Raw genomic sequence first — 21,951 nt, 5'->3', positions numbered from 1 at the left:
ACATATAGTCGCCCTGACAAGTGACATTTGTATTTCAGTTGTGAATACTGAGGCGCGGAATATCAGAAATTGTTTTGATCTCAATGAGATGACGGCACTGAGAAAAATATATTTAAATAACTAGAAATATAGTTATAATGATCGCATGAGTGAGAAAACAATCGCACCGGCCTTTGCCGCCCTGGGTCATGAAGCCCGTTTGAAAATCTATCGTCTGCTGGTCAAGGCTGGGGACGAGGGACTAAATATTGGTGAAATCGGTCGATTAATGGGGCTTCCGGCCTCAACCCTTTCCCATCATCTGGGAGCACTGGTTCAGGCGGGTCTGGTCACACAGGAAAAGCACGGTCGCGAAACCCGCAATCGGGCGGATTTCGATGTCATGCGCGATCTTGTCGGCTTTATCACCGATGAATGTTGCAGCGGTGTGGATCTTGATGTTGCGCGTGAACCAGAAAATGCCTGTTAGGTCTGGGCGTTTTTTTGCACCAAAATAACTAATTTTCTAGGGATTTGGATATGAGTGCCCTGACATTTCAATTGCGCCGCATCGGCACTTCTGCCCGACACGTAGACCGGGTTTTGTTGGCGGGCTGCATCATTCTTGCCGCGATCTTTGTCTTTGACGCGCCGCAATTTGTCCCAAGCGTGCTGTTCACAGCCCAGTCCTTTGTCGAAACCGCGCCCTTCCTTGTGCTGTCGATTGGTATTGCCGCCTACGCGACGGCAACCGGGGCCGATAACCTGATTTCACGCGCCTTTGCCGGGCGGCCGATACGCATGGTGTTTACCGCTGCGGCCTTTGGCGCATTGTCACCCTTTTGCTCCTGCGGGGTGATCCCGCTGATTGCAGCCTTGCTTGCCATGGGAGTTCCGCTGGCACCGGTCATGGCGTTCTGGCTGGCAAGTCCGGTGATTGATCCGGCGATGTTTGTTCTGACCATGGGTACACTTGGCACCGACTTTGCCGTGATCAAAATGATCTCGGCGATTGCCCTTGGTCTGATGGGCGGCTTTGTCACCATGTGGCTGGATACCCGTGGCTTCCTTGCCGATCCGTTACGCGAAGGTGTTGGCAATGGCGGCTGCGGCGGGGCCAAGGTGCGCTCGCACAAGGAAGTCTTCTGGAAGTTCTGGCAGGATGATGAACGGATCAGGAAATTCGGCTCGTCCGCTGTTTCGAACATGATCTTCTTGGGCAAATGGATCGCCTTTGCCTTCCTGCTGGAAAGCCTGATGGTGGCCTATGTCCCGGCCGAAAGTGTCAGTGGCTTGTTGGGTGGCGACGGGCTCGGCCCGATTGCGATTGCAACGCTTGTCGGTGTTCCGGCCTATTTGAACGGCTATGCAGCCCTTCCGATTATGGAAGGCCTGATTGCCCAAGGCATGCAGTCGGGGGCGGCGATGGCGTTTCTGGTGGCGGGTGGTGTGTCATCTATCCCGGCCGCCATTGCGGTCTTTGCGCTGGTCAAAAAGCCGGTCTTTGCGCTTTATCTGGTCTATGCGCTGGTTGGATCGTTCGTGATCGGCGTGGTGTCGCAGCTCTGGCTTGGATGACGGCGCTAGGTCCTGAGCCTAAATCATCGCAGAGCATTGGCATGGCAACATTTGCAGGACGTTGGCAATGATTTCGAGCCCCTGTCGCAATCGATCTTCGCTGAGTTCATGACTGATGCAAATTCGAATTGATTCGGGCGCGGCTTGTGCCTCTGCGGCGAAGCTTCGTCCTTCATTGATCAGAACACCAAGGCGTGCGCATTCAGCACAGAATACGTCTGCGCGCCATCCTTCCGGCAAACGCAGCCAGATGTGAAACCCGTCGCCTGGCGTTTCAAGGAACGCTTTGCCGACAATGTCACAGGCGATTTGCTGGCGTCGAAGGGCTGTTTGCCGTTGCATCTGGGCAAGCTTTAAGGCTGTGCCATCCATGATCAGGCGGCATGCGATTTCAAGAGTTGCGGGCGGTGTCATCCAGACACTCAGATTGATTGCCTGATGCAGGGCTGGGACAAATCTTTTTGGTGCGGCCAGAAAGCCGACGCGCAGACCGGGGGCCACGGTTTTTGACAGGCTGGTGACATAAATTGTTTGATCCGGTGCGGTGTGCGCAATCGGTTTGGGCTTGTCTCGTTTGAGCAGCCCAAACACATCGTCTTCAATCACAATAACATCATGTCGACGGGCGATTTCGCCAATTTCCGCACGCCGCGATGTCGAAAGCGTGACGGTTGTCGGCGCCTGCAATGTCGGGGTCAGATAAAAGGCTCTCGGGTTGGCCGTGCGGCACAGTTCTTCGAAAGAGTCGGGAATGATGCCATTTGCATCCATCGCAACGCTTGCCGTTTTTAGACCAAGCCGGGCTGCCATTCCCAAGACAGGGCTATATGTCAGGGCTTCGGTCAAAAGCAGGTCGCCCGGCTGCAAAAGTGCCATAAGGGCACTCAATATCCCATGTTGTCCGCCAATGACCGGGACGATGCAATCGGGTTCGCAGTCCATGCCATTTTCAGCCAGCCATATCTTGCCTGCGTTGCGATGTTTTTCCAGATGGGCGTCCGTTTGGTAATCAAGCAATGCGGGCAGTTCGGTGCTGGTGGCGATATCGCCCAAAATTCTGCGAATGTCGTGTTCGGCAAATCCCGATAACGGCAAATTGCGCGAAAGGTCGACTGGTCCACGTTCGGGCCTCACCATGGATTGAGGCTCTTCATTCGGCAAGTTCCCGTCTGTGGAACGGACAAAGGTTCCGCGCCCGACTTCCCCTTTTATAAGCGCTCTTTTGACGGCCTCGGCATAGGCCCTGCTTGTTGTGTTCGGCGACATATCAAGTTGATAGGCCAGCTCACGATGCGGCAAAAGCCGCGTGCCGGCTGGCAGCCGTCCGCCTGCAATATCCTCTGCCATCGCCTCGACGATTTGCAGGTATTTCGGGCCTTCGCGCCCCGTAAGATCAGGTTTCCACATTGCTATCAGTTCAATGTTTTAATTGCATTGATCAAATATTGGGGCAATTTGAGGAAACTATCAACGCAAAACCAAAGGTCGAACTATGGCGGAATTCACTTCATCGGGTCGTAAAGGGGTGGCTCTTTCACTTGGCAGTCTTGTCCTGCTTGCGGTTATGCCGATCATTTCCAACATGCGGCCCTCGGCAACGGATGCTCTGTCCTTCGCCTTTGCGCTTTCTGTCTGGCAGATTGTTTTTGCTGCCCCGTTGATGGGATTGGAGTTGCGTTTGGGGACGCGCGGGATTTTTGGTGCCAATCTGTCCTGGCGCGCCCGCAGGCGCATGTTCCTGATGGCGTTGTTCACAGGCGGTTTGTTCGGACTATCGACCTATATCTATGTGCTTGGCGTTGAGAAGGCCGGTGCAACCAACGCGGCAATCGCCATTCAGGCCTATCCGGTTTTCGCAATTCTGATCGAAAGCCTGTTCCTGAAACGCCGTAAGTCGATGCTGGAATACATCCTGACCGCGATCCTGATCGGGACGCTCTATTTTCTTGGAACCGGCGGCACATTAAGAATGTCCGGACTGTCTGAGTGGGTATTGCTTTGCCTTGGTGTGCCGCTTCTCTGGAGTATCGCTCACGTCCTGATCAAAGAAGAGCTTGGCAATACACCGGTTACCCCGGCTCAGGTGACGTGTTTTCGGGTGACGATTTCGACCGTCTTCCTGTTCGTTGTGATTGCGATATCAGGTTCTTCGGCGATTGAACGGGGAATTGATGCGATCATGCAGCCAATGTCAGCCGTCATGGGGTTGGTCTATTTCCTTGAGCTGATCGTCTGGTTCTACGCAGTGCGTCACATCGATGTCTCGCTTGCCAGTTCGATCACCACACCCTGGCCTGCATTGACCATGGTTCTGGCCATTCCATTCTTGGGCGAAACCGTGGCGCTGTATCAAATACTGGCACTTGTTGTTGTCATTGCCTGCATTTATGGGCTGACACTGGTCGGTGTGCGAAAGGCCTCTTTGGCAAAAACGGTTTGAAAAACGCTGTTCCGTTTGTCGTAACTTGCCGGATCGATCATTTGAATGCGTTTGGACCCTTCATGTCGGCTATGATGATTTCACGGTGGCAATAACGTTAAAAATCGCTACATTGCGCGCCAAGAAATTCATATCGGATTAAAGTTGATAACCATGTCGATGATTGACCAGCAGGTATCGCGTCGCCGTACCTTTGCCATCATCTCGCACCCGGATGCGGGTAAAACTACCCTGACCGAAAAGCTGTTGCTTTTCGGGGGTGCGATCCAGATGGCCGGTGCGGTGAAGGCGAAAAAGGAACAAAAGGGCGCGCGTTCGGACTTCATGAAGATCGAACAGGATCGCGGTATTTCCGTATCTTCTGCCGTCATGACGTTCGAGTTTGAAGATCATATCTTCAACCTGCTTGATACACCGGGCCACGAAGACTTTTCCGAAGATACCTATCGCGTTCTGACCGCGGTTGACTCTGCCGTGATGGTGATTGACGCCGCCAAGGGGATCGAGGCCCAGACGCGCAAGCTGTTTGAAGTCTGTCGTCTGCGCGATGTGCCGATCACGACGTTCGTCAACAAGCTTGACCGTGAAACCCGTGATTTCTTCGAACTGATCGATCAGATCGAACAGGACCTGGCCCTTGATGTGTCACCGGTCACCTGGCCGATTGGCTCGGGCCGTGATTTCCGGGGCTGCTATGATCTGGTCAATGACCGTATCCTGTTCATGGACAAGGGAGGTAACGTCGTTAAGGACGCGATCGAGATCAATGGCCTTGACGATCCCAAGCTTGATGAACTTGTGCCGGATTATCTGGTTGCACAGCTGCGCGAAGACATCGAAATGGTCCGCGCCATGTGCCCGGAATTCGATCTTGAAAGCTACCGCGAAGGTCATCTGACCCCGGTCTTCTTTGGTTCGGCCATCAATAACTTTGGTGTGCGTGAATTGCTGCGTGGCATCGGGCAAAATGCCCCGACCCCGCGCCCGCAAGAAGCCGCCACCCGCACCGTTGAATCCTCCGAACCCAAGGTGTCGGGCTTTGTCTTCAAGGTGCAGGCGAATATCGATCCGAACCACCGTGACCGTATTGCGTTCATTCGTCTGTGCTCGGGTCATTTCAAACGCGGCATGAAGCTCAAGCATGTCCGTGCGGGCAAACAGATGGCGGTGCATAACCCGATGCTGTTCTTTGCCAATGAACGCGACATTGCCGAAGAAGCCTGGCCTGGCGACATCATCGGCATTCCGAACCACGGCACGCTCCGCATTGGTGATACATTGACCGAGGGCGAAGACCTTCGCTTCCGCGGTGTGCCGGCCTTTGCCCCGGAATTGCTGCAAAAAGTCCGTCTTGATGATCCGCTCAAGGGCAAGCACCTTCAGCGCGCGCTTGAACAGCTTGCCGAAGAAGGCGCCTCCCAGGTGTTTAAACCGATGATGGGGGCGGACTGGATCGTTGGAGTGGTCGGACAGCTGCAGTTCGAGGTTCTGAAAGAACGTATCTCGGCCGAATACGGCATCAAGGTGCATTTCGAACCGACCCCGGCCTATGCCGCACGTTGGGTCATCGGCGATCCCGCCGAAATCAAGAAATTCCGCGATGCCAATCAGTCGGCGCTGTTTGAAGACCACGACGATACGCTGGTCTTTATTGCGCGCAATGCCTGGCATCTCGACACGACCCAAAGCGACTGGCCGAACCTCAAGTTCGAAAGTACGCGCGAACAGAACTTGGTTGCGGCCTGATAACGGCCCGCCATCCGACGTAAAAAGCCGCCTTCATCCGAGGGCGGCTTTTTCTTTGTTTTTGCACGGGATTTTGGTGGCCTAGCTACCGATAAAACACCTGCCCACACCCACCAGAACCATGCCAACTGCCATGGCGGCAAACAGATTGCGGGCAAGCGCCATGGTGATCACGGTGGCAGCGGCACCTGCGATGCCGATTGCGCCTGCCGAAAGGGCGCTTGGCACCCAGACGGAAATCAGGACTGCACCGGGCAGGCGTTCAAGCACATGTGCCCACCGACCATGTTGCGGCAAACGGTCTGCCATCAAAAGACCGCCCAGACGCATGCCATAGGTCACAGCCGCCATGCCAAGGATGGTCAGAACGGCCTCTCCGCTGAAACTTGTCAGATCGGGGAACTGGGTCATTTACCGGTCTCCGTTGCGGGGGTGATGTCGGCAGTACCTTCCGGTGCGATATACGCATCCCGGCCTTCAACGGCAAACTCGGCCTCCAGACTGTCGTCATCCATATCTTCGCGCCATGTCAGCGCAGCCACAGCCACGCCAGCACCGGCACCTGCCAAAATCGACCAGGTACCGGGCAATGTGTAATGGCCGATGATCGATCCGATGGCAGCAGCAATCCATGGCAAAAGATCAACGCGGCCCTTCCACATGCCGATGGTCAGCGCAGCAAAAACGGCGGTGAAGGCGAAATCAAGCGCATAAACTTCCGGGTCGGGAATGCCGCCACCCAGCAAGTAGCCAACCGTATTGCCCGTCGCCCAGACGACGCCCAGGAACATGCCACCACCCAGCAAGAATCCCGGATTGGCAAGGTCCTTTTGCGTCATTGATACCGCCCAGTTTTCATCGGCCACCATATGCATGCCGGTCACCTTGACCCACAGCGGACGACCGCGAAACACCGGCCGCAGGGACGCGCCGATCAGGACGTAGCGCATATTGATCACCGCCGTTGCGATGATGATGGTGGCACTCGGAATGGTTTCGCGCCACAGATCAACCGACACAAACTGGGCCGATCCGGCAAACACGGCCAGGCTCATGAACAGCAATTCACCCAAGGACAATCCACGCTGGGCGGCCAGCACGCCAAGCACCGCACCGAAAATGATGGTGCTGGGCAAGAGCGGCATGCAGGCAAGGGCGCCGCGCCTGATGGTATCAGAATCAAAATGCCCGGCGTGGGGTTGGGTCTTGGTTTGATTTTCGGTCTGTCCGGGGCGTGACATTTCCGACGTTTCCTTATGGTTATTCGGTGCCGATTCTGTTGCGGTGACCGGCAGTTTCTTTGTTTTCAATATGGTGCGCGAGGAGCCATCATTTCAGGCTCCATCATCGGCGATATCAGATAGTCGGTATTGGACGATATTGCTATTGCCGCGTTGTGATGTGGCTATCCGGCGGCATCGGGTGCGAAATCGGCAATCAGCATATCAAGAAACAGCTTGGTGATCGGGTCAGGTTGCTTGCTGTCATCAAGGCTTGCTTGAAACGTTGCGTTTACCTTCAAGCGTTCGGGCAGGATCATGCGCATGCGCCCGGCCTCGACAAACTGCTTGGCGTAATGTTCGGGCAGATAGCCCAGAAACGCTCCGGACAGGATCAAGCGTGCCTCGGCCTCCATGTCCGAAACGGTCGCATGTGGCCGGGAAATCGCGAACTCTTTCAAATCCCGGCCTAGCCACGGTTTGCGTCCGATCAGGCGATAACGGCGGATTTCGTCAATATCGATTTCCGTATCATCACGGTCAAAAAGCGGATGATCCGATCCGCAATAAAACCGGTGGATTTCGTTATAAAGCGGGATATAGCGCAGACCCAAAACGGTTTTTGGAAAGCTGCAAATTCCGATCTGGATGTTATCGGTGACCACTTCGCGCAAAAGGTCATTGGGCGGATGGGTCACGACATTCAGGGTTACTTCGGGCGCACGTTCGATGAAACGCGCGATGGTCTTTTCGATCCGGCGGGCACCGGGATCGGTGATGGTGTTATCAGTCAGGCCGATGGTCAAAGTGCCGCTCAGCTTGTCACGCAGGGCGCGCATTTTGGTCTCATACTGCCCGACCGATTTGAACAAACGGTGGGCTTCTTCAAACACCACCTGTCCCTCGGCTGTCAGGGCAAAACCGCCCCGCCCGCGCTTGCAAAGCGTGAAACCCAGCCGGGTTTCAAGGGCGGTGATATGGCTTGAGATTGTTGAAAGTGACAGATTCAGATCGCTTTGGGCTGCGGCAAAACCCCCGGCCTCGACGATCGTCAGGAATATGCGCAAAAGCTTCAGATCGGCCTGTTCCGTGATCATCAGGCGGGTTCCGTGCGTAAAAGGTCCTTACTTCGATAATTACCAAAGTAAAGTTCAGCAATACGTGATTTTTCCGGGCTACGCAATTTGATCTGATCGGCACATTACAGGAATTCGGCCACGCGTCCCACGTGGTGCGAATGTTTCAGGAGGTCCCATGTTCACAGACGACAAGCTTGCCAAACTGCGTGAAAAATACGGCGATGCCAAAGGCGCAGACATCTTTGATCCGCATTTCCGCGAAGTGGCCGCATCGCAGTTTTCGGAAAGTGGCGGGCGCAAATGGCCGTTTGCCGGGGTCCCGACATTCCTTGATGCGCCGTTTGCCGCCGATGCCGAGCGCGATAATTTCGCAGGTCTTGATATCGGCCTTGTCGGGGTGCCCATGGATCTTGGGGTGAGCAACCGCGCCGGTGCGCGTTTGGGCCCGCGGGCCGTGCGCAATATTGAGCGCATCGGTCCGTATGAACATGTGCTGCGCATGGTGCCGGGTGCCATGGCACGCATTGCCGATATTGGCGATGTCCCGTTCCGAAGCCGCTATTCGCTGGAAAGCTGCCACGAGGATATCGAAGCCTATTTCAAAAAGATTGTTGGCGCCGGTGTCATTCCGATTGCGGTGGGCGGCGATCATTCGATCAGTTATTCGATCCTCAAAGCCATCGGCAAGGACCGCCCGGTTGGCATGATCCATCTCGATGCCCATTGCGATACCTGTGGTGCCTATGACGGATCGCGCTTCCATCATGGCGGTCCGTTCCGCGAGGCGGTGATGGATGGCGTCCTTGATCCCGAACGCACCATTCAGATCGGCATTCGTGGCCCGTCGGAATATGTCTGGGAGTTCTCCTACGACAGCGGCATGACCGTCATCCATGCCGAAGAAGTTCCGAAAATGGGTGTCGATGCCGTGATCGCCAAGGCCCGCGAAGTGGTTGGTGATGGTCCGGTTTATCTGTCCTTTGATGTTGATTGCCTTGATCCTTCCTTCGCACCGGGCACCGGCACGCCGGAAGTCGGTGGCCTGACCTCGCGCGAGGCATTGGCAATCCTGCGCGGGCTGAAGGGGCTTGATTTTGTCGGGGCGGATACGGTTGAAGTGGCCCCGCAATATGATGCCACCACCAATACCGCCCATGTCGCGGCACAGGTTCTGTTCGAAGAACTCTGCCTGGTGGTTGAGGCGATGAAAAATCGCGAAGCGGCCGCTTAAACAGATCTGGAGATTGCCTGCCTGTGTGCATCAAAACGCGGGCAGGTAGCTTGCCTCAGGGCTTGCGATCAAGACCGGCGATGAAGGCACCGGGACTAACCCCCCACATGGCCTTGAAATGCCGGTTCAGATGACTTTGATCGGCAAAGCCGGTTGCTGCAGCAGCATCGGCAATGCTTTCGCCGTCAAACAGCAGGCGCTTTGCCCGGCGCAACCGCATATGATTGAAATAGGTATGCGGTGGCAGACCGGTCGCGGCGCGAAAGACGCGCAGCAAATGAAACCGGCTGATCCCGGTGAGAACCGCCAGATCATCGAGCGATATATTCGCATCCAGATGGGCGGCCATATAATCAATCACGGTTTTGACGCGTTTGTCCTCGGCCCCTGGCTGATAGAAATATGGCGGGGCATCGGCATGACGCAGCGCAAAGCGCGCCGCACTGTAAAGAAGCTGGCTGTCACGCTCCAACAGTGAGGCGCTGCCATCTTCATTCGGACGAAACAGGCGATGCAGATTTTGCAGTTGCAGATGCAGTTCCGGGTCATTGACCACACAACTGCCGAAAAAGGGCAGGCCGGTATTTTTCGGTGACATCTCGGCCACCAGATCACCAAACACTTTCGGGTCGATGAACATGATCTGGTACTGATACCCGTCATCGGAGGCCGGGCTGCCATCATGAACCTGCATCGGGTTCATCATCAAAAGCTGTCCGCGCGCGGCGACATAATTGGTTCCGCGGGTCGTGAACTGCTCCGCCCCGTTCAGGACAGTGCCAAAGGCGTAGTAGTCGTGGCTGTGCTTGGGGAAAGAGAAATTCTTGTAATCGGCTTCGAACATATCAATGCCGTCGGCTGCCCGCCAATGACGGGCAATCTCGCGGGGGCGCCGGGACGCCGGTCGGGATGACACCGGGCGACGCGCTGACGCAGTGCTATGTCGCGAAGCATTCATACGGCCCAGTATAGCGCCCTCGTTCCCCGACAGCTTGTACAATATTGTCATGGCGACATTTTAATTTGCATCATTCAAAACAGCGTCGCCAAGGCTTGGTATCCGTCGCGGTAATTTATCGAGTCGCGGGTTTCCTTTGGAAAAACTGCCTCTTTGACGCATTCCGAAACGGATAATGACCCTCGTCCAATTGTATAAGGCCATGTTCAAGTGAACATTTTTCGCAGCCGGTTTTGTTGTTTTGCGCTGCGCAAATGGATGTTGCGCACCCAGTTTGATGGATGAATGCGGATTTCATCCAACTGTTACAATATGCGGGTCTGCGCAGATGTATGGATCACGCCAAACGTCTTTTTACTGTTTGGATGTCCCATGTTTCTTGATCGAATTCGTATCGGATCGCGCATCTTTGCCGGTTTCTTTGTTCTGGTTGTTCTGCTGGTCGGTCTGTCGGCACTTTCATCAACCTACTTGCTTGGTTTCGGTGCCCAGGCGGACCGCATTGCCAAAAGCACCGGGCTGGTCGGACTTGCCAATGAATACGCACTGAACCTTGAACGGCTGTCCAATCAGGTGCTGCTGTTTGCCCAGACGGTTGATCCGCTTGATCGCGACGGGATCACCACCATCCGCGAAATGGCGGAACAAAGCGGTGCGACCCTGGTGGCCAAACTGCGTGAAAACGGCAATACGGATCGCGCCAATGCGCTTGAAAGTCTGAGTGCCGATTATATCGCAACCCTTGAGCCATTGGTGCTGCGCGCGGAAAACCTTTCTGCGGCGTCGGAAACCATGTTGCTTGGTGCCAACCAACTCGGCAAGTCGGCCGCCAAACTCGAAGAGTTCATCAACAAGCGTGATCCGGCCATTGCCGAAAAATATGCCGACAAACTCGGTAGCGCCAATCTCGCTGCTATCGTCAACTCCCTGCAATACCCGATCTTGCGCACCTCGGAATCCCTTGACGCCGCGCGGGCAGGAACCTCGGCGCTGACCGATCTGCAGGAAGAAATCAAATCATCATTTGACGGTTTAAAGCGCAGCGACAAAAAGCTGTTTTCCTATGCGCTGCGCGATAACGACCTGCTCAAACAGGGGGCCAATCAGCTTGAAGGCTCCATCGGTGGGTTCCGTCAATCGATGGATGATTTCAAATCCGCCGTGCGTGAAGTGCAAACCATCACCCAGAATATCCGGGCTGAGGCCATGGCCAATCAGACAGCCCTTGTCGAGGCCGCCCACAGCCAGTCAGAAAACTCGGCCCTGACCAACATTGTGGTTGCTGCCATTGGCGTTCTGATTGCGGTTGCGCTGGCACTTGGAATTGCCATGAGCATCCTGCGCCCGCTTAAACGGGTGAATGGTGACATGACCCGACTAAGCGAGAACGATACTGATATTGCGCTTGTCGACATTAAACGCCGTGACGAATTCGGCGCCATGTCACGGACGGTGGCGATCTTCCGCGAAAATGCGCTCAAGATCGAAAAAATGGCCGAAGAACGCATCACGCTTCAGCGCCTTGAGGAAGAAAAACGCCGTGCCTCGCTCGGTGCCATGGCCGAAACCATCGAAGGCGAGACCACCGGCCTTGTCAAATCGGTCAATCATCAGGTGACCCGCATGCGCGAAGCCGTGGTCGAAGTCGCCGCGGCCGCCGAACGCGTCACCGGACAGACTGAAATGGCAACCAGTGCTGCACAGGATAGCCAGTCACATTCCAATGCCATTGGCGATGCCGCCAACCGTCTGCGCGAAGCCATCGGCTCGATTGCCAACCGGGTCGAACATCAACGTGAAATTGCTCAGACTGCCGTCGGCTCGACACAAGAATCGGCCAAGGCTGTTGATGACCTGCGCGAAGTAGCAAGCAGCATCGAACAGATTGTCGATCTGATCCGCGGCATTGCCGGGCAGACCAATATGCTGGCACTCAATGCCACGATTGAGGCCGCCCGTGCCGGGGATGCCGGCAAGGGCTTTGCTGTGGTCGCGGCCGAGGTCAAAAACCTTGCCAGCCAAACCGAACGCGCAACTGAACAAATCACCGAACATGTCAATGCGATGGGGTCGGTGACGGATCGCTGTGTAACGTCGATGGAAGATGTCGGGGTCACCGTACAATCCATGATGTCGATTTCCGAAGAGGTCGCCGGCGATGTTGAACATCAACGCCGCGAGACCGAGGAAATTACAGGCGCGATTGCGCTTGCCGGTGATGCCGTGCGCAATGTTGCCACCGCTATCGGTGCCGTATCCGAAGACATCGAAGGCACCCGCAAGCTCAGTCTTGATCTTAACCGTCGTGCCGACGAGGTCGATCGCAATGTGACCGAACTCACAGCATCCCTTGATCGCGCGGTGGCATCTGCCGCAAGCAATGAAGACGCCGATGCCGATGAAGCCAATATCGAAGATGCCATCAATTGGAATGACGACAATCTGGTGGCCTTCCCGCAAGAGCGACAGCGCGGTGCCGCCTGATTGTCCTTTGGGAGGCAGGCGATCTGATTGCTGTAATTCAAAGTTGAACGACACGGGCCTGCACACCGTATAGAGGGTGTGCAGGCCAGATGTCTTTGGCCAAACCGGTCTGAAAAACGCAGAGATTGTCTGCAGTTAAGATACAAACTGCGACGTTTCTGATACACTTTTTGTGTGGTTCCGACCGGCAGGTTGCAATATCGTTCGGTGTAACGGTATCTCGCTCACAGAATTGGGCTGACGATCTGTACTGAATTGAATTATCGGCACTTTTCCGGAACGGGAACAAGGTTGTTTGGTCAGCCCGACTTGGAAGTATCAATGTGATGGCGCGTAAATCAACGCTTCTGATCGCAGGTGTTGCACTGATTGCAGTTGCGGCCTCTGCCTATATCTTTGCCAAAGACGATATCGCGGCGTTGATTGCGCCCGATGCGCAACCTGCGAACGCGCAACAGCGTGGCGGCGGGGAGCGCAGTCTTCCTGTGATCGCCGAATATGCCAGCCTGATGGATGAAAAAACCGTTGTCGAAGCTGTCGGCACAGGCAAATCAGCCCTTGGCGTTTCGATCTATCCGGCGGTGTCGGGTGAAGTTGCCGATGTGCTGGTTCGGGCTGGCGACAAGGTGACCAAAGGTCAGGTTCTTGTCATTCTGGATTCCGAGCGCGAACGCCTTGCCCGAGATCTCGCCGCCGTTCAGGCCCGTGATGCCGAACAGCTTCTTGCGCGCTATGAAAAGGCCCGACCGCTAGGGGCTGTTGCCGAAAGCGAAGTCGACAGTGCTCGCACCACTTTGGCAGAGGCCCGCATTGCCCTTGATCAGGCCGAGGTCAATCTGGCTGATCGCACCATTCTGGCACCCTTTGATGGCATTGTTGGCATTCCGCAGGTTGAATCAGGCGACCGCGTGGACAGCTCCACTGCCATCGTCACCCTGGATAATATCGAAAGCATTCTGGTCGACTTCGAAGTCGCCGAAACCCGGTTTGACAATGTCCGTCCCGGCCAGTCAGTCAGGGTCGAAACCTGGAGCCTGCCGGGCGAAGAATTCACAGGTGTGGTTGAATCCATCGGTAGCCGCATTGACCCTGAAAGCCGCACCTTTGCCGTGCGTGCCCGTGTGCCCAACCCCAATGGTCGATTGCTGGCCGGGATGTCCTTTGCGGTTTATGTCGATATCGAAGGCAAACAATATCCCGCAGTTGCTGAAATCTCGGTCCTGTGGGGCGATGAAGGCACCTATGTCTGGCGTATTGACGACGAAGACAAGGTCTCGCGTGTTCCGGTCCGGGTTGTGAAACGCACCAATGGCCGCATCCTGCTTGATGGCGGGATTTCCGAGGGCGATCTGGTCGTGGTTGAAGGTGTCTTGCGTCTGCGTCCCGGTCGGACGGTATCGGCAACCATTCGCGGTGATACCAATCCATCCGGCACTGGTGGTGTCGCCACCCGCGAAGGCGCTGGCGAGGGGTCCTGATCATGACGACAGGTTCCGATAATCACGACCAAAAGGATCTTGCATCCCTTAGTATCCGGCGCCCTGTTCTGATCAGTGTGGTCGCCATGCTGATCATCCTCGCCGGGTTGGCCGCGATGCTGGGTGTGGAAATTCGCGAACTGCCCAATGTGGACCGCCCGACCATTACCGTAACGGCGGACTATGACGGGGCATCACCCGAAACGGTCGATTCCGAAGTGACCGGCATTATCGAAAGTGCGGCATCGCGCGTCAGTGGCATCAAGGAAATCAGTTCGCAAAGCGAAGAAGCCAATGCCCGCATTCGCATCGAATTTTACCCCGATGTCGAAATCAACGATGCTGCCAGCGACATCCGCGAAGCGATCAGCCGGGCCGAACGCAGCCTGCCTGACGGGGTCGAAAACATTCGCGTGGTCAAGGCCGACGCCGACGCCAGCGCCATCATGCGCATTGCAGTCGTCAGCAATAGCCTGACCGAAGAAGAACTCGCAAACATTGTCGAAGACCAGATCAGCCCGTCCTTGCTGTCTGTGCCCGGCGTGGCAGAGGTCGGTGTAAACGGTGATCGCGAACGTGTACTGCATGTCCGCGTTGATCCGCTGCGTATGGCAAGCTATGGCCTGTCGGTTCAGGATGTGGCCGATCTTTTGCGCACCGCACAGTTTGATATTCCGGCCGGTAGCTTTGAATCATCGGATCAGAAACTGTTTGTCCGGGCGGATGCGTCGGTCTGGGAAGTCGACAAGCTCAATCAGATGCTGGTGCGCGACAGCGTGCTTTTGGGTGATGTTGCCGATATCTATTACGGCCCTGACGATGCATCGTCCTATGTGCGGCTGAATGGCCGCACCGTGATCGGGCTTTCCATCACCCGTCAGGCACAATCAAACACCATCGCCATTTCCAACGGTGTACGCGACGTCGTCGATCGTTTGAATGAGCAATATGACGACCTTGATGTCTTCGTGAACTCCGATGATGCGGTCTTTATCGAAGGCGCGCTGTGGGAGGTGATCTTTAGCCTCACTCTCGCCGTGGCGATCGTGATCGCGGTGCTTTATCTGTTCCTGCGCTCCTTTACCGCAACCCTGATCCCGACCATCACCATCCCGATTGCCCTGATCGGCACGGTCGCCGCTATCTGGGCGATGGGCTTTTCGATCAACATCCTGACCCTTCTGGCGCTTGTTCTGGCGACCGGCATGATTGTCGATGACGCGATTGTCGTTCTGGAAAACATCCAGCGCCGCCGTCATCAGGGGCTCGGGGCCATGGCCGCGGCCGTGTTGGGATCGCGACAGGTCTTCTTTGCGGTGGTGGCAACAACCCTCACGCTGATTTCGGTTTTCGTGCCGATTTCGTTTTTGCCCAGTACAGCCGGGCGTCTTTTCCGCGAATTCGGTTTTGTGCTGGCCTTTGCGGTGGCGGTTTCTTCCTTTATTGCGCTGTCACTGTGTCCGATGCTGGCCTCGCGCCTTAAGCATATCGATCCGCATGACGGCAAAACCGATGATGCCCCCAACATGTTGGAGCGTTTCGGTTTCTTCTGTGCAGGTGTGTATCGCCGCATTCTTGAAGCAGCGCTTGGCAGCCCGGTCATCACCCTGATGATCTGTATCGTTTCGGGCGGGCTTGCCTTTGGTGTCTACACCAGCGTCACGCAGGAATTGCTGCCCGATGAGGATCGCGGACGTATTCTGGTTTCCATGCGTGGGCCGGATGGTGTCGGGATCGACTATATGGACCGTCAGGTCGAAACAGTTGAAAACATCCTGCGTCCGGTGGTCGAGGCGGGAGACGCCTATAACGTCTACACCATCGTTGGCCTGTGGGATCCGAACCGGGCCCTTGTGATCGCGCCGCTGAAACCGTGGGAAGAACGCACGCGAACCCAACAGGAAATTACCGCATCGATCCGGGGTGACCTGAATGCGATTCCCGGTGTGCAGGCCTATGTCTGGAAACCCAATAGTCTTGGTTTGCGCGGTGGCACCGGCGAAGGACTTGAATTCGCCCTGACCGGGACAAGCTATCGCACGCTGGCCGAAAATGCCCGCGCCATGCAGCAAGAGATCGAGGCAAACTATCCCGGGCTCACCGGTCTTCGGGTCTCCTATCAGACCACCCAGCCACAGCTTCTGGTCAATATTGATCGCAAACGTGCCTTTGATCTCGGCATCCCGATTGAGGAACTCGATACCACCTTGCGTGCCATGATCGAGGGCTATGAAGTCACAGAAATCAACGTCGATGACCAGAACGTGCCGATCAAGTTGCGCAGCACGCTTGGCAGCATCAATGATCCGTCTGATCTTGAAAACCTGTTTGTCACCGGCACCAATGGCCGCATCCTGCCGCTGTCTTCGGTGATCACCTTGACCGAGGAAGCCGTCGCCTCCGAACTTGAACGCGAAGGGCAGCAACGCGCGGTGACCATTTCGGCCAATCTGACGCCGGGCTATACATTGGCTGAGGCGGTGGCAGATGTGAACGCCGTAGGCGACCAGTTATTGCCTCCCGGTGTCGGCATTCTGTTCCTTGGTAATGCCGCCGCACTGGGTGAAACCGCCAATGATGTGCAGATCACTTTCCTGATTGCTGTGCTCGTTGTGTTGCTGGTTCTGGCCGCCCAGTTCGAAAGCTTTACCTCCGCCCTGGTGGTGGTTTTGACTGTGCCCTTTGGTCTGGCTGCGGCCATCTATGCGCTGGCCCTTAGCGGCACCTCGATCAATATCTATAGCCAGATCGGGCTTGTGATGTTGGTAGGTCTGATGGCCAAGAACGGGATTCTGGTTGTTGAATTTGCCGATCAGCTTCGCGATGCCGGAAAGTCCGTGCGCGAAGCCGTGCATGATGCGGCCATGGTTCGTTTGCGCCCGATCATGATGACCATGATCTCGACGGTGCTTGGCGGCTTGCCGCTTGTTCTTGGCACCGGTGCCGGGGCCGAGGCACGCGCGGCCATTGGCTGGGTGGTGTTTGGCGGTCTTGGTATCGCCACGGTTTATACCCTGTTTCTGACTCCGGTATTGTATCTGTTGCTGGCCCCGCTGGTGTCAGCCCGTGCCGATGGCGGCAAGAAACTGCAATCCCAGCTGCGTGCCGCAGAAGCCATTCCCGATCACGGCGAGGCGGCATCGCATGTGGCGAATGAACCTGAAAGTGGCGGTCTTCAAGGAAGTGCGAAGTAATATGAACAATCCTCACATTTCCAAGATTTCGGGACTTGCACTTCTGCTCGCACTGGCTGGCTGCCAATCGGTGGGGCCGGATTACACCGCACCGAACTTCGATTTGGTTGGCGCCTATACCCCGGAAATCCCGGTGATTGCCGCCAATCAAACCGAACAAGGCCGTTGGTGGGAAAGCACGACCGACTCGGTTTTAAATCGTCTGATGAATGAAGGAGTCGAGAATAATATCGACCTTCAGATCGCCATAAGCCGCATCCGTGCGGCCGCCGCAACTGCGCGCGGTGTTGCGGGCGCCAATGGTCCGACCGTCGGGGCATCGCTTGACGGCTCGGCCAGCCGGTCGACATCCAGCCGTGCCAGTGGCGATCAGGTAACCGATATTGGCTATGGGGCTGGTATTGATCTTTCCTGGACGGCCGATATCTGGGGTGGTCAGACGCGCGAGGAAGAAGTCGCCGAGGCCGACTATCTGCAACAGGTTTATTTGCGCGAAGATGTCTATCGCACGATGATTGCCGACATCATCCGAAATTATATCGAACTGCGCGGCGCACAGCGCCGTCTGGCCCTTTTGCAGGACTCGCTTGATCTGCAACGCCAGACCAGCAATATCGTCGAGGTGCGGTTGCAAACCGGTCTTGGTTCCGAGCTTGATCTGTCGCGTGCACGCGCCGAGGTCGCTGATCTTGAAGCGACGGTTCCGACCCTGCAAACCACCATTGATCGATCAATCAATGCGATTTCCATTCTGGTCGGCGCACAACCGGGCACCCATCGTGACTTGCTGCTTGATCCATCGCCACTGCCCGAATTTCAAAGCAGCCCGCCCATTGGCATCCCGGCCGATTTGCTGCGCCGTCGGCCCGATGTGCGGGCGGCCGAACTGGCGCTGATTTCTGCGACCTCGCAGATCGGGGTGGAGACTGCGACGCTCTATCCGGAACTCTCCCTTGATGGATCACTCGCCCTTGGTGTGACCGGTTATGGTACCGGCCCGATTGTGCGGACTGCGATGGCGGCCATCGGTGCGCTGATTGATGCGACCCTTTATGATGGTGGTGAACGGCGTGCGAATATCACCGTTGCCGAAGAAGAGGCAGAACAAGCCTTTCTGACCTATCGTCAGACGCTTTTGAATGCGATTGAGGAAGTCGAAAGTGCGATTTACGGCTATGTAGGTGCAGTTGCCCAGCGCGACAGCCTGATCGCATCGGTGCAATATCACCGTGACGCCTTTGAACAGTCGCGCGTGCGCTATGTTCAGGGGCTGTCGGATTTCCTTGATGTGCTGGATTCCCAGCGCAGCCTGACCACATCGCTGCAATCGCTTGCCGATTCCGAAACCGATCTGGAACTTGAAACCATCAATCTCTATAGCGCGGCGGGACTGAGTGTCGAGGATGTCGAACGCTACGCCAATGAAACCGGAGTGGCGCTGGTGAACGGCTAGAACCCTGCGCAAAAACGCATATATCAGCGAACTGTGGCTTGAGTTTCCTGATCTTTCATCCTAGGTCTTTGGCAATCTGAATTCCGGGGAAAACCATGACCGGCGATCTGTTTGCCAATGAACCACCACGCAACCTTTTGCCCTTTGATGGCGAAGTGCTGTTGCTGCGTGACATCATGGACGAGGATGAAGCCGACAAGACCTTTGCCCGGCTTCAAAGCAACATTGTCTGGCAGCAGGAAACCGCCAGAATTCATGGCAAGGAAATCCCGGTCCCGCGCCTGACCGCATGGTATGGCGAGGTCGCCTATCGCTATAGCGGGGTTTATCACCCGGCAAGCCCGTTTCCCTCTATCGTCGCACCGTTGAGGGTACTTGCCGAAGAACTCGCGGGCGCATCCTTTAACACCGTCCTGCTGAACCAATATCGAGACGGACGCGACAGCGTTTCATGGCATGCCGATGACGAGGACGTTCTGGGCGAAAATCCGGTGATTGCCAGCCTGACTTTCGGGCAGGAACGCCGGTTTCATTTTCGCCACAAGAAAACCGGTGATCGCGTCAGTATAGATCTGCCGCATAACTCGGCTCTGATCATGTCAGGGGCAACACAGCATTGCTGGCTGCATCAATTGCCAAAGACCGCCCGGCAGGTTGGCCCGCGAATTAACCTGACCTTCCGCAACACCCGCCCGGAAAGCCGATAGGGCGCTTGGTCAACGTGCGGCAATGTCTTCTGGCCGTGCGCCCCTGCTTCTGGCTATAGTGTCACCAAATCAAGCGGATAATGACGGTTTTGAGGATAGGGTACGCATGGCAAAACGCGTAAAACTTCTGGATGTCGCCAAGGCGGCCGGGGTTTCGCAAGGAACAGCCTCCAATGCCTTTGGCAAGCCCGATCTGGTCCGCCCGGAAGTACGTGAACGCATTTTTGAAGCCGCGCGTGAACTTGGCTATCGTGGGCCGCATGTCATGGCGCGGATGCTACGTACCGGCAAGGCGGGGGCGCTGGGCGTGGTCTTTCCGGATAATCTTGAATATGCCTTTACCGATCCGGTGGCGATTGAATTGCTGCGCGGGATCGGGCGTGAATGCGCGCGCCATGCTGTCAATGTCATGATCATTTCCGCCGAGAACCCCGAACAGGCGATCACAGCCGTCAACAATGCTGCGGTCGATGCCTTTCTGGTACATTGCTATTCCGATAATAACGACATCATCAAAGCCATTCAGCGCCGCAATCAGCCCCTGATCAGCATCGATACCGACATTGCCGGGGCGGCCGGCACGGTGGTGCTTGATGACTTTTCTGCAGCAAAAAATGCTGCGCAGCATTTGCTTGATTGCGGGGCCTCGAAGTTCGCCATTCTGTCACTACAGGCGACCGAGCATGACCATTTCGGCCCGATGACCCCCAACCGTCTGGGGGCGGCCAGCCATCGTGTGGTCCGTGAACGCTTGGCTGGCTATCACGCGGCCCTTGAGGCCGCCGGCATTAAGGCAAGTGATGTCGTGCATATCGAATGCGACAATCAGTCCGATCACAGTGCCAGAATGACGACCGAACTTCTCTCAGACCACCCGGAAATTGACGGTATTCTGGCGATGTCGGATGTGATTGCCATCGGTGCAATTGATGCCGCACGCGCGATCGGGCGCAAGGTGCCGGCTGATCTTAAGGTCATTGGTATTGATGGCATTCCCGCTGGCGAACGCACCGACCCGCCGCTTACCACCATGCATCAGGATTCGGTTGAAAAGGGTCGGCTGGCCGCCGAAATGGCATTATCAGATAAACCGGGTAAAACCGTTACCCTTGAAACCAGCCTGTTGTTACGTGGCTCCTCTCAGGAAAGCTCGGCATAACGGTAACAATCGCTGGTGTGGTCCATGACGATCCCGGTGGCCTGCAGGAAGGAATAGATGATCGTGGTACCGACGAATTTCATGCCGCGTTTTTTCAGATCCTTGGAAATCTTGTCACTGAGTTCGGTCGAAACCGGCACGTCCGACATGGCCTTCCAGTGATTGATCACCGGCTTTCCTCCTACAAATGACCAGATATAGGAATCGAAGCTTCCGAACTCTTTCTGGATATTGAGGAATGTTTGCGCATTTTGAATAGACGCCGCGACTTTTAATTTATTTCGAATAATCCCCGGATCGGCCAGAAGGGCTTCTTTCTTGGCATCATCGTAGGCCGCGACCTTGTTGACATCAAAATTGTCATAAGCCGCCCGATAGGTGTCACGCCGTGCCAGAATGGTCAGCCAGCTCAAACCCGCCTGCGCGCCTTCAAGGATCAGCATTTCAAAGAAATGCCGGTCATCATGCACCGGAACACCCCATTCGCTGTCATGGTATTCGACATAGAACGGTTTGTCGGCGTGGGTCAGTGCCCAGCCACAGCGCGAATGATCGGTATTTTGCATGCGAATTCCTCCTTCTGGCGCGGGCATTCTGGCGTTGAAGCATCCCGCCTCGCAAGCTGTAATCCGGGTGGGACTGACATCTCCTGACAGTTTCTGGCAGGGCATTTGGCAAGCCGGTTGGTGAGCATGATCACAAAGCGATGAAAACTTGGCACGAATTGCACCAAAATCAACGCTCTGAGCTTGCGTTGGGCGCAATTGCCGACTAGGTTTTGCTGCGTGCAAACATCTTTCCGGGCCCAAAGCATCTGTGCGCCCGGCGATTGTAAGGAGCGGCGATGCTGGCGATTTTCTGGCTGATTGACACTGTGGTGGGTATCTACATTTTCATGCTGATTGCATCTGCAATCCTGTCATGGCTTGTGGCGTTCAACGTCATCAATACCAGCAACCGGTTCGTCTATATGGTCGGTGATTTCCTCTATCGTGTCACCGAACCGGCATTGCGCCCGATCCGGCGGATCATGCCCGATCTTGGTGGCATTGATATCTCGCCGATCATCCTGATCCTGGTCCTGCAATTTGCCAATATGCTGATCCAGACCGATGTCCGGATGGCGCTGGTCGGCTTTTAGGTCCTGACCCGAATGTCTCATTTCACCTATTAAATTGTCTCATTTAGACAATGTCTGATCAATTGCCCGTGTTACGGTCCGAGCCATCAGGGGTTCGACTGTTT

18 protein-coding genes are annotated in these 21,951 nt (G+C 55.7%); 12 read left to right on the top strand and 6 right to left on the bottom strand.

Going from position 1 to position 21,951, the window contains the following annotated elements:
- Positions 1 to 145: 145 nt before the first annotated feature.
- A complete protein-coding gene (locus tag HED22_RS13425; RefSeq protein WP_167723014.1) occupies positions 146 to 469 on the top strand; it encodes a helix-turn-helix transcriptional regulator in 324 nt (107 codons plus the stop codon).
- Between the two features lie 50 nt (positions 470 to 519).
- Positions 520 to 1,557 carry a permease gene (locus HED22_RS13420; RefSeq protein WP_167723012.1) on the top strand — a complete coding sequence of 346 codons (1,038 nt, stop codon included), beginning with the start codon at positions 520 to 522 and terminating at the stop codon, positions 1,555 to 1,557.
- An 18-nt stretch (positions 1,558 to 1,575) separates the two neighbouring features.
- Here the strand turns inward: HED22_RS13420 and HED22_RS13415 are convergent, their stop codons facing one another.
- Positions 1,576 to 2,964: a PLP-dependent aminotransferase family protein gene (locus HED22_RS13415; protein WP_175581237.1), complete on the bottom strand. Its 1,389-nt coding sequence runs from the start codon at positions 2,962 to 2,964 to the stop codon at positions 1,576 to 1,578.
- 85 nt (positions 2,965 to 3,049) lie between these two features.
- Here HED22_RS13415 and HED22_RS13410 point away from each other — a divergent pair, with 85 nt between their 5' ends.
- Together HED22_RS13410 and HED22_RS13405 are read left to right on the top strand one after the other, a co-directional pair.
- The gene (locus HED22_RS13410) at positions 3,050 to 3,997 is read left to right on the top strand and encodes a DMT family transporter (protein ID WP_167723010.1); all 948 of its coding nucleotides are present in this window, start codon (positions 3,050 to 3,052) and stop codon (positions 3,995 to 3,997) included.
- A 153-nt stretch (positions 3,998 to 4,150) separates the two neighbouring features.
- Positions 4,151 to 5,743, top strand: coding sequence for a peptide chain release factor 3 (locus tag HED22_RS13405; RefSeq protein ID WP_167723008.1), 1,593 nt, complete (start codon positions 4,151 to 4,153; stop codon positions 5,741 to 5,743).
- An 81-nt stretch (positions 5,744 to 5,824) separates the two neighbouring features.
- Here HED22_RS13405 and HED22_RS13400 read toward each other — a convergent pair whose 3' ends face one another.
- The 3 genes from HED22_RS13400 to HED22_RS13390 form a co-directional block, all read right to left on the bottom strand.
- Complete coding sequence (locus HED22_RS13400; RefSeq protein WP_167723006.1) at positions 5,825 to 6,154, bottom strand: AzlD family protein; 330 nt, start codon at positions 6,152 to 6,154, stop codon at positions 5,825 to 5,827.
- Positions 6,151 to 6,984: an AzlC family ABC transporter permease gene (locus HED22_RS13395; RefSeq protein WP_167723004.1), complete on the bottom strand. Its 834-nt coding sequence runs from the start codon at positions 6,982 to 6,984 to the stop codon at positions 6,151 to 6,153. Before HED22_RS13395 ends, HED22_RS13400 begins: the two co-directional genes overlap by 4 nt.
- 164 nt (positions 6,985 to 7,148) lie before the next feature.
- Positions 7,149 to 8,060 (bottom strand): LysR family transcriptional regulator, encoded by a 912-nt coding sequence (locus HED22_RS13390; protein WP_167723002.1) that lies wholly within the window; start codon positions 8,058 to 8,060, stop codon positions 7,149 to 7,151.
- Between the two features lie 157 nt (positions 8,061 to 8,217).
- Here HED22_RS13390 and speB point away from each other — a divergent pair, with 157 nt between their 5' ends.
- Entirely contained in the window at positions 8,218 to 9,273 is a 1,056-nt protein-coding gene (gene speB / locus HED22_RS13385; RefSeq protein ID WP_167723000.1) for an agmatinase, read from the top strand.
- A 55-nt stretch (positions 9,274 to 9,328) separates the two neighbouring features.
- Here the strand turns inward: speB and HED22_RS13380 are convergent, their stop codons facing one another.
- Complete coding sequence (locus tag HED22_RS13380) at positions 9,329 to 10,117, bottom strand: AraC family transcriptional regulator (protein WP_254870034.1); 789 nt, start codon at positions 10,115 to 10,117, stop codon at positions 9,329 to 9,331.
- Between the two features lie 486 nt (positions 10,118 to 10,603).
- Here HED22_RS13380 and HED22_RS13375 point away from each other — a divergent pair, with 486 nt between their 5' ends.
- The 6 genes from HED22_RS13375 to HED22_RS13350 all read left to right on the top strand — a co-directional run bounded on the left by HED22_RS13375 (position 10,604) and on the right by HED22_RS13350 (position 20,706).
- Positions 10,604 to 12,715 carry a methyl-accepting chemotaxis protein gene (locus HED22_RS13375; RefSeq protein WP_167722998.1) on the top strand — a complete coding sequence of 704 codons (2,112 nt, stop codon included), beginning with the start codon at positions 10,604 to 10,606 and terminating at the stop codon, positions 12,713 to 12,715.
- Between the two features lie 326 nt (positions 12,716 to 13,041).
- Entirely contained in the window at positions 13,042 to 14,193 is a 1,152-nt protein-coding gene (locus tag HED22_RS13370; protein ID WP_167722996.1) for an efflux RND transporter periplasmic adaptor subunit, read from the top strand.
- A 2-nt stretch (positions 14,194 to 14,195) separates the two neighbouring features.
- Positions 14,196 to 17,387, top strand: coding sequence for an efflux RND transporter permease subunit (locus HED22_RS13365; protein ID WP_167722994.1), 3,192 nt, complete (start codon positions 14,196 to 14,198; stop codon positions 17,385 to 17,387).
- A 1-nt stretch (position 17,388) separates the two neighbouring features.
- Positions 17,389 to 18,840: an efflux transporter outer membrane subunit gene (locus HED22_RS13360; RefSeq protein WP_167722992.1), complete on the top strand. Its 1,452-nt coding sequence runs from the start codon at positions 17,389 to 17,391 to the stop codon at positions 18,838 to 18,840.
- Positions 18,841 to 18,935: 95 nt separating this feature from the next.
- The gene (locus tag HED22_RS13355; RefSeq protein ID WP_167722990.1) at positions 18,936 to 19,547 is read left to right on the top strand and encodes an alpha-ketoglutarate-dependent dioxygenase AlkB; all 612 of its coding nucleotides are present in this window, start codon (positions 18,936 to 18,938) and stop codon (positions 19,545 to 19,547) included.
- Positions 19,548 to 19,653: 106 nt separating this feature from the next.
- On the top strand, positions 19,654 to 20,706 hold the full coding sequence (locus HED22_RS13350; protein ID WP_167722988.1) for a LacI family DNA-binding transcriptional regulator: 1,053 nt from the start codon (positions 19,654 to 19,656) through the stop codon (positions 20,704 to 20,706).
- On the opposite strand, the gene HED22_RS13345 is transcribed toward HED22_RS13350, so the two are convergent.
- The gene (locus HED22_RS13345; protein ID WP_175581236.1) at positions 20,688 to 21,272 is read right to left on the bottom strand and encodes a DNA-3-methyladenine glycosylase I; all 585 of its coding nucleotides are present in this window, start codon (positions 21,270 to 21,272) and stop codon (positions 20,688 to 20,690) included. The two genes, HED22_RS13350 and HED22_RS13345, sit on opposite strands and share 19 nt — an antisense overlap.
- A gap of 278 nt (positions 21,273 to 21,550) precedes the next feature.
- Between HED22_RS13345 and HED22_RS13340 the strand changes: the two genes are divergently transcribed.
- Positions 21,551 to 21,847 carry a YggT family protein gene (locus tag HED22_RS13340; protein ID WP_167722986.1) on the top strand — a complete coding sequence of 99 codons (297 nt, stop codon included), beginning with the start codon at positions 21,551 to 21,553 and terminating at the stop codon, positions 21,845 to 21,847.
- Positions 21,848 to 21,951 lie beyond the last annotated feature (104 nt).

The sequence above is a fragment of the Thalassospira sp. HF15 genome, assembly GCF_011806525.1.
Taxonomy (GTDB): domain Bacteria; phylum Pseudomonadota; class Alphaproteobacteria; order Rhodospirillales; family Thalassospiraceae; genus Thalassospira.
The sequence above is the reverse complement of the archived record's forward strand: the minus strand, read 5'-3'. Positions and strand labels throughout refer to the sequence as shown.

Bases quoted from the DNA above. Each gene is read 5' to 3' on its own strand.
- HED22_RS13380 (WP_254870034.1), bottom strand. From the start codon at position 10,117: ATGTTCGAAGCCGATTACAAGAATTTCTCTTTCCCCAAGCACAGCCAC.
- HED22_RS13370 (WP_167722996.1), top strand. From the start codon at position 13,042: ATGGCGCGTAAATCAACGCTTCTGATCGCAGGTGTTGCACTGATTGCA.
- speB (WP_167723000.1), top strand. From the start codon at position 8,218: ATGTTCACAGACGACAAGCTTGCCAAACTGCGTGAAAAATACGGCGAT.
- HED22_RS13410 (WP_167723010.1), top strand. From the start codon at position 3,050: ATGGCGGAATTCACTTCATCGGGTCGTAAAGGGGTGGCTCTTTCACTT.
- HED22_RS13415 (WP_175581237.1), bottom strand. From the start codon at position 2,964: ATGTGGAAACCTGATCTTACGGGGCGCGAAGGCCCGAAATACCTGCAA.
- HED22_RS13400 (WP_167723006.1), bottom strand. From the start codon at position 6,154: ATGACCCAGTTCCCCGATCTGACAAGTTTCAGCGGAGAGGCCGTTCTG.
- HED22_RS13420 (WP_167723012.1), top strand. From the start codon at position 520: ATGAGTGCCCTGACATTTCAATTGCGCCGCATCGGCACTTCTGCCCGA.
- HED22_RS13350 (WP_167722988.1), top strand. From the start codon at position 19,654: ATGGCAAAACGCGTAAAACTTCTGGATGTCGCCAAGGCGGCCGGGGTT.
- HED22_RS13390 (WP_167723002.1), bottom strand. From the start codon at position 8,060: ATGATCACGGAACAGGCCGATCTGAAGCTTTTGCGCATATTCCTGACG.
- HED22_RS13345 (WP_175581236.1), bottom strand. From the start codon at position 21,272: ATGCAAAATACCGATCATTCGCGCTGTGGCTGGGCACTGACCCACGCC.
- HED22_RS13340 (WP_167722986.1), top strand. From the start codon at position 21,551: ATGCTGGCGATTTTCTGGCTGATTGACACTGTGGTGGGTATCTACATT.
- HED22_RS13375 (WP_167722998.1), top strand. From the start codon at position 10,604: ATGTTTCTTGATCGAATTCGTATCGGATCGCGCATCTTTGCCGGTTTC.
- HED22_RS13360 (WP_167722992.1), top strand. From the start codon at position 17,389: ATGAACAATCCTCACATTTCCAAGATTTCGGGACTTGCACTTCTGCTC.
- HED22_RS13405 (WP_167723008.1), top strand. From the start codon at position 4,151: ATGTCGATGATTGACCAGCAGGTATCGCGTCGCCGTACCTTTGCCATC.
- HED22_RS13425 (WP_167723014.1), top strand. From the start codon at position 146: ATGAGTGAGAAAACAATCGCACCGGCCTTTGCCGCCCTGGGTCATGAA.
- HED22_RS13365 (WP_167722994.1), top strand. From the start codon at position 14,196: ATGACGACAGGTTCCGATAATCACGACCAAAAGGATCTTGCATCCCTT.
- HED22_RS13355 (WP_167722990.1), top strand. From the start codon at position 18,936: ATGACCGGCGATCTGTTTGCCAATGAACCACCACGCAACCTTTTGCCC.
- HED22_RS13395 (WP_167723004.1), bottom strand. From the start codon at position 6,984: ATGTCACGCCCCGGACAGACCGAAAATCAAACCAAGACCCAACCCCAC.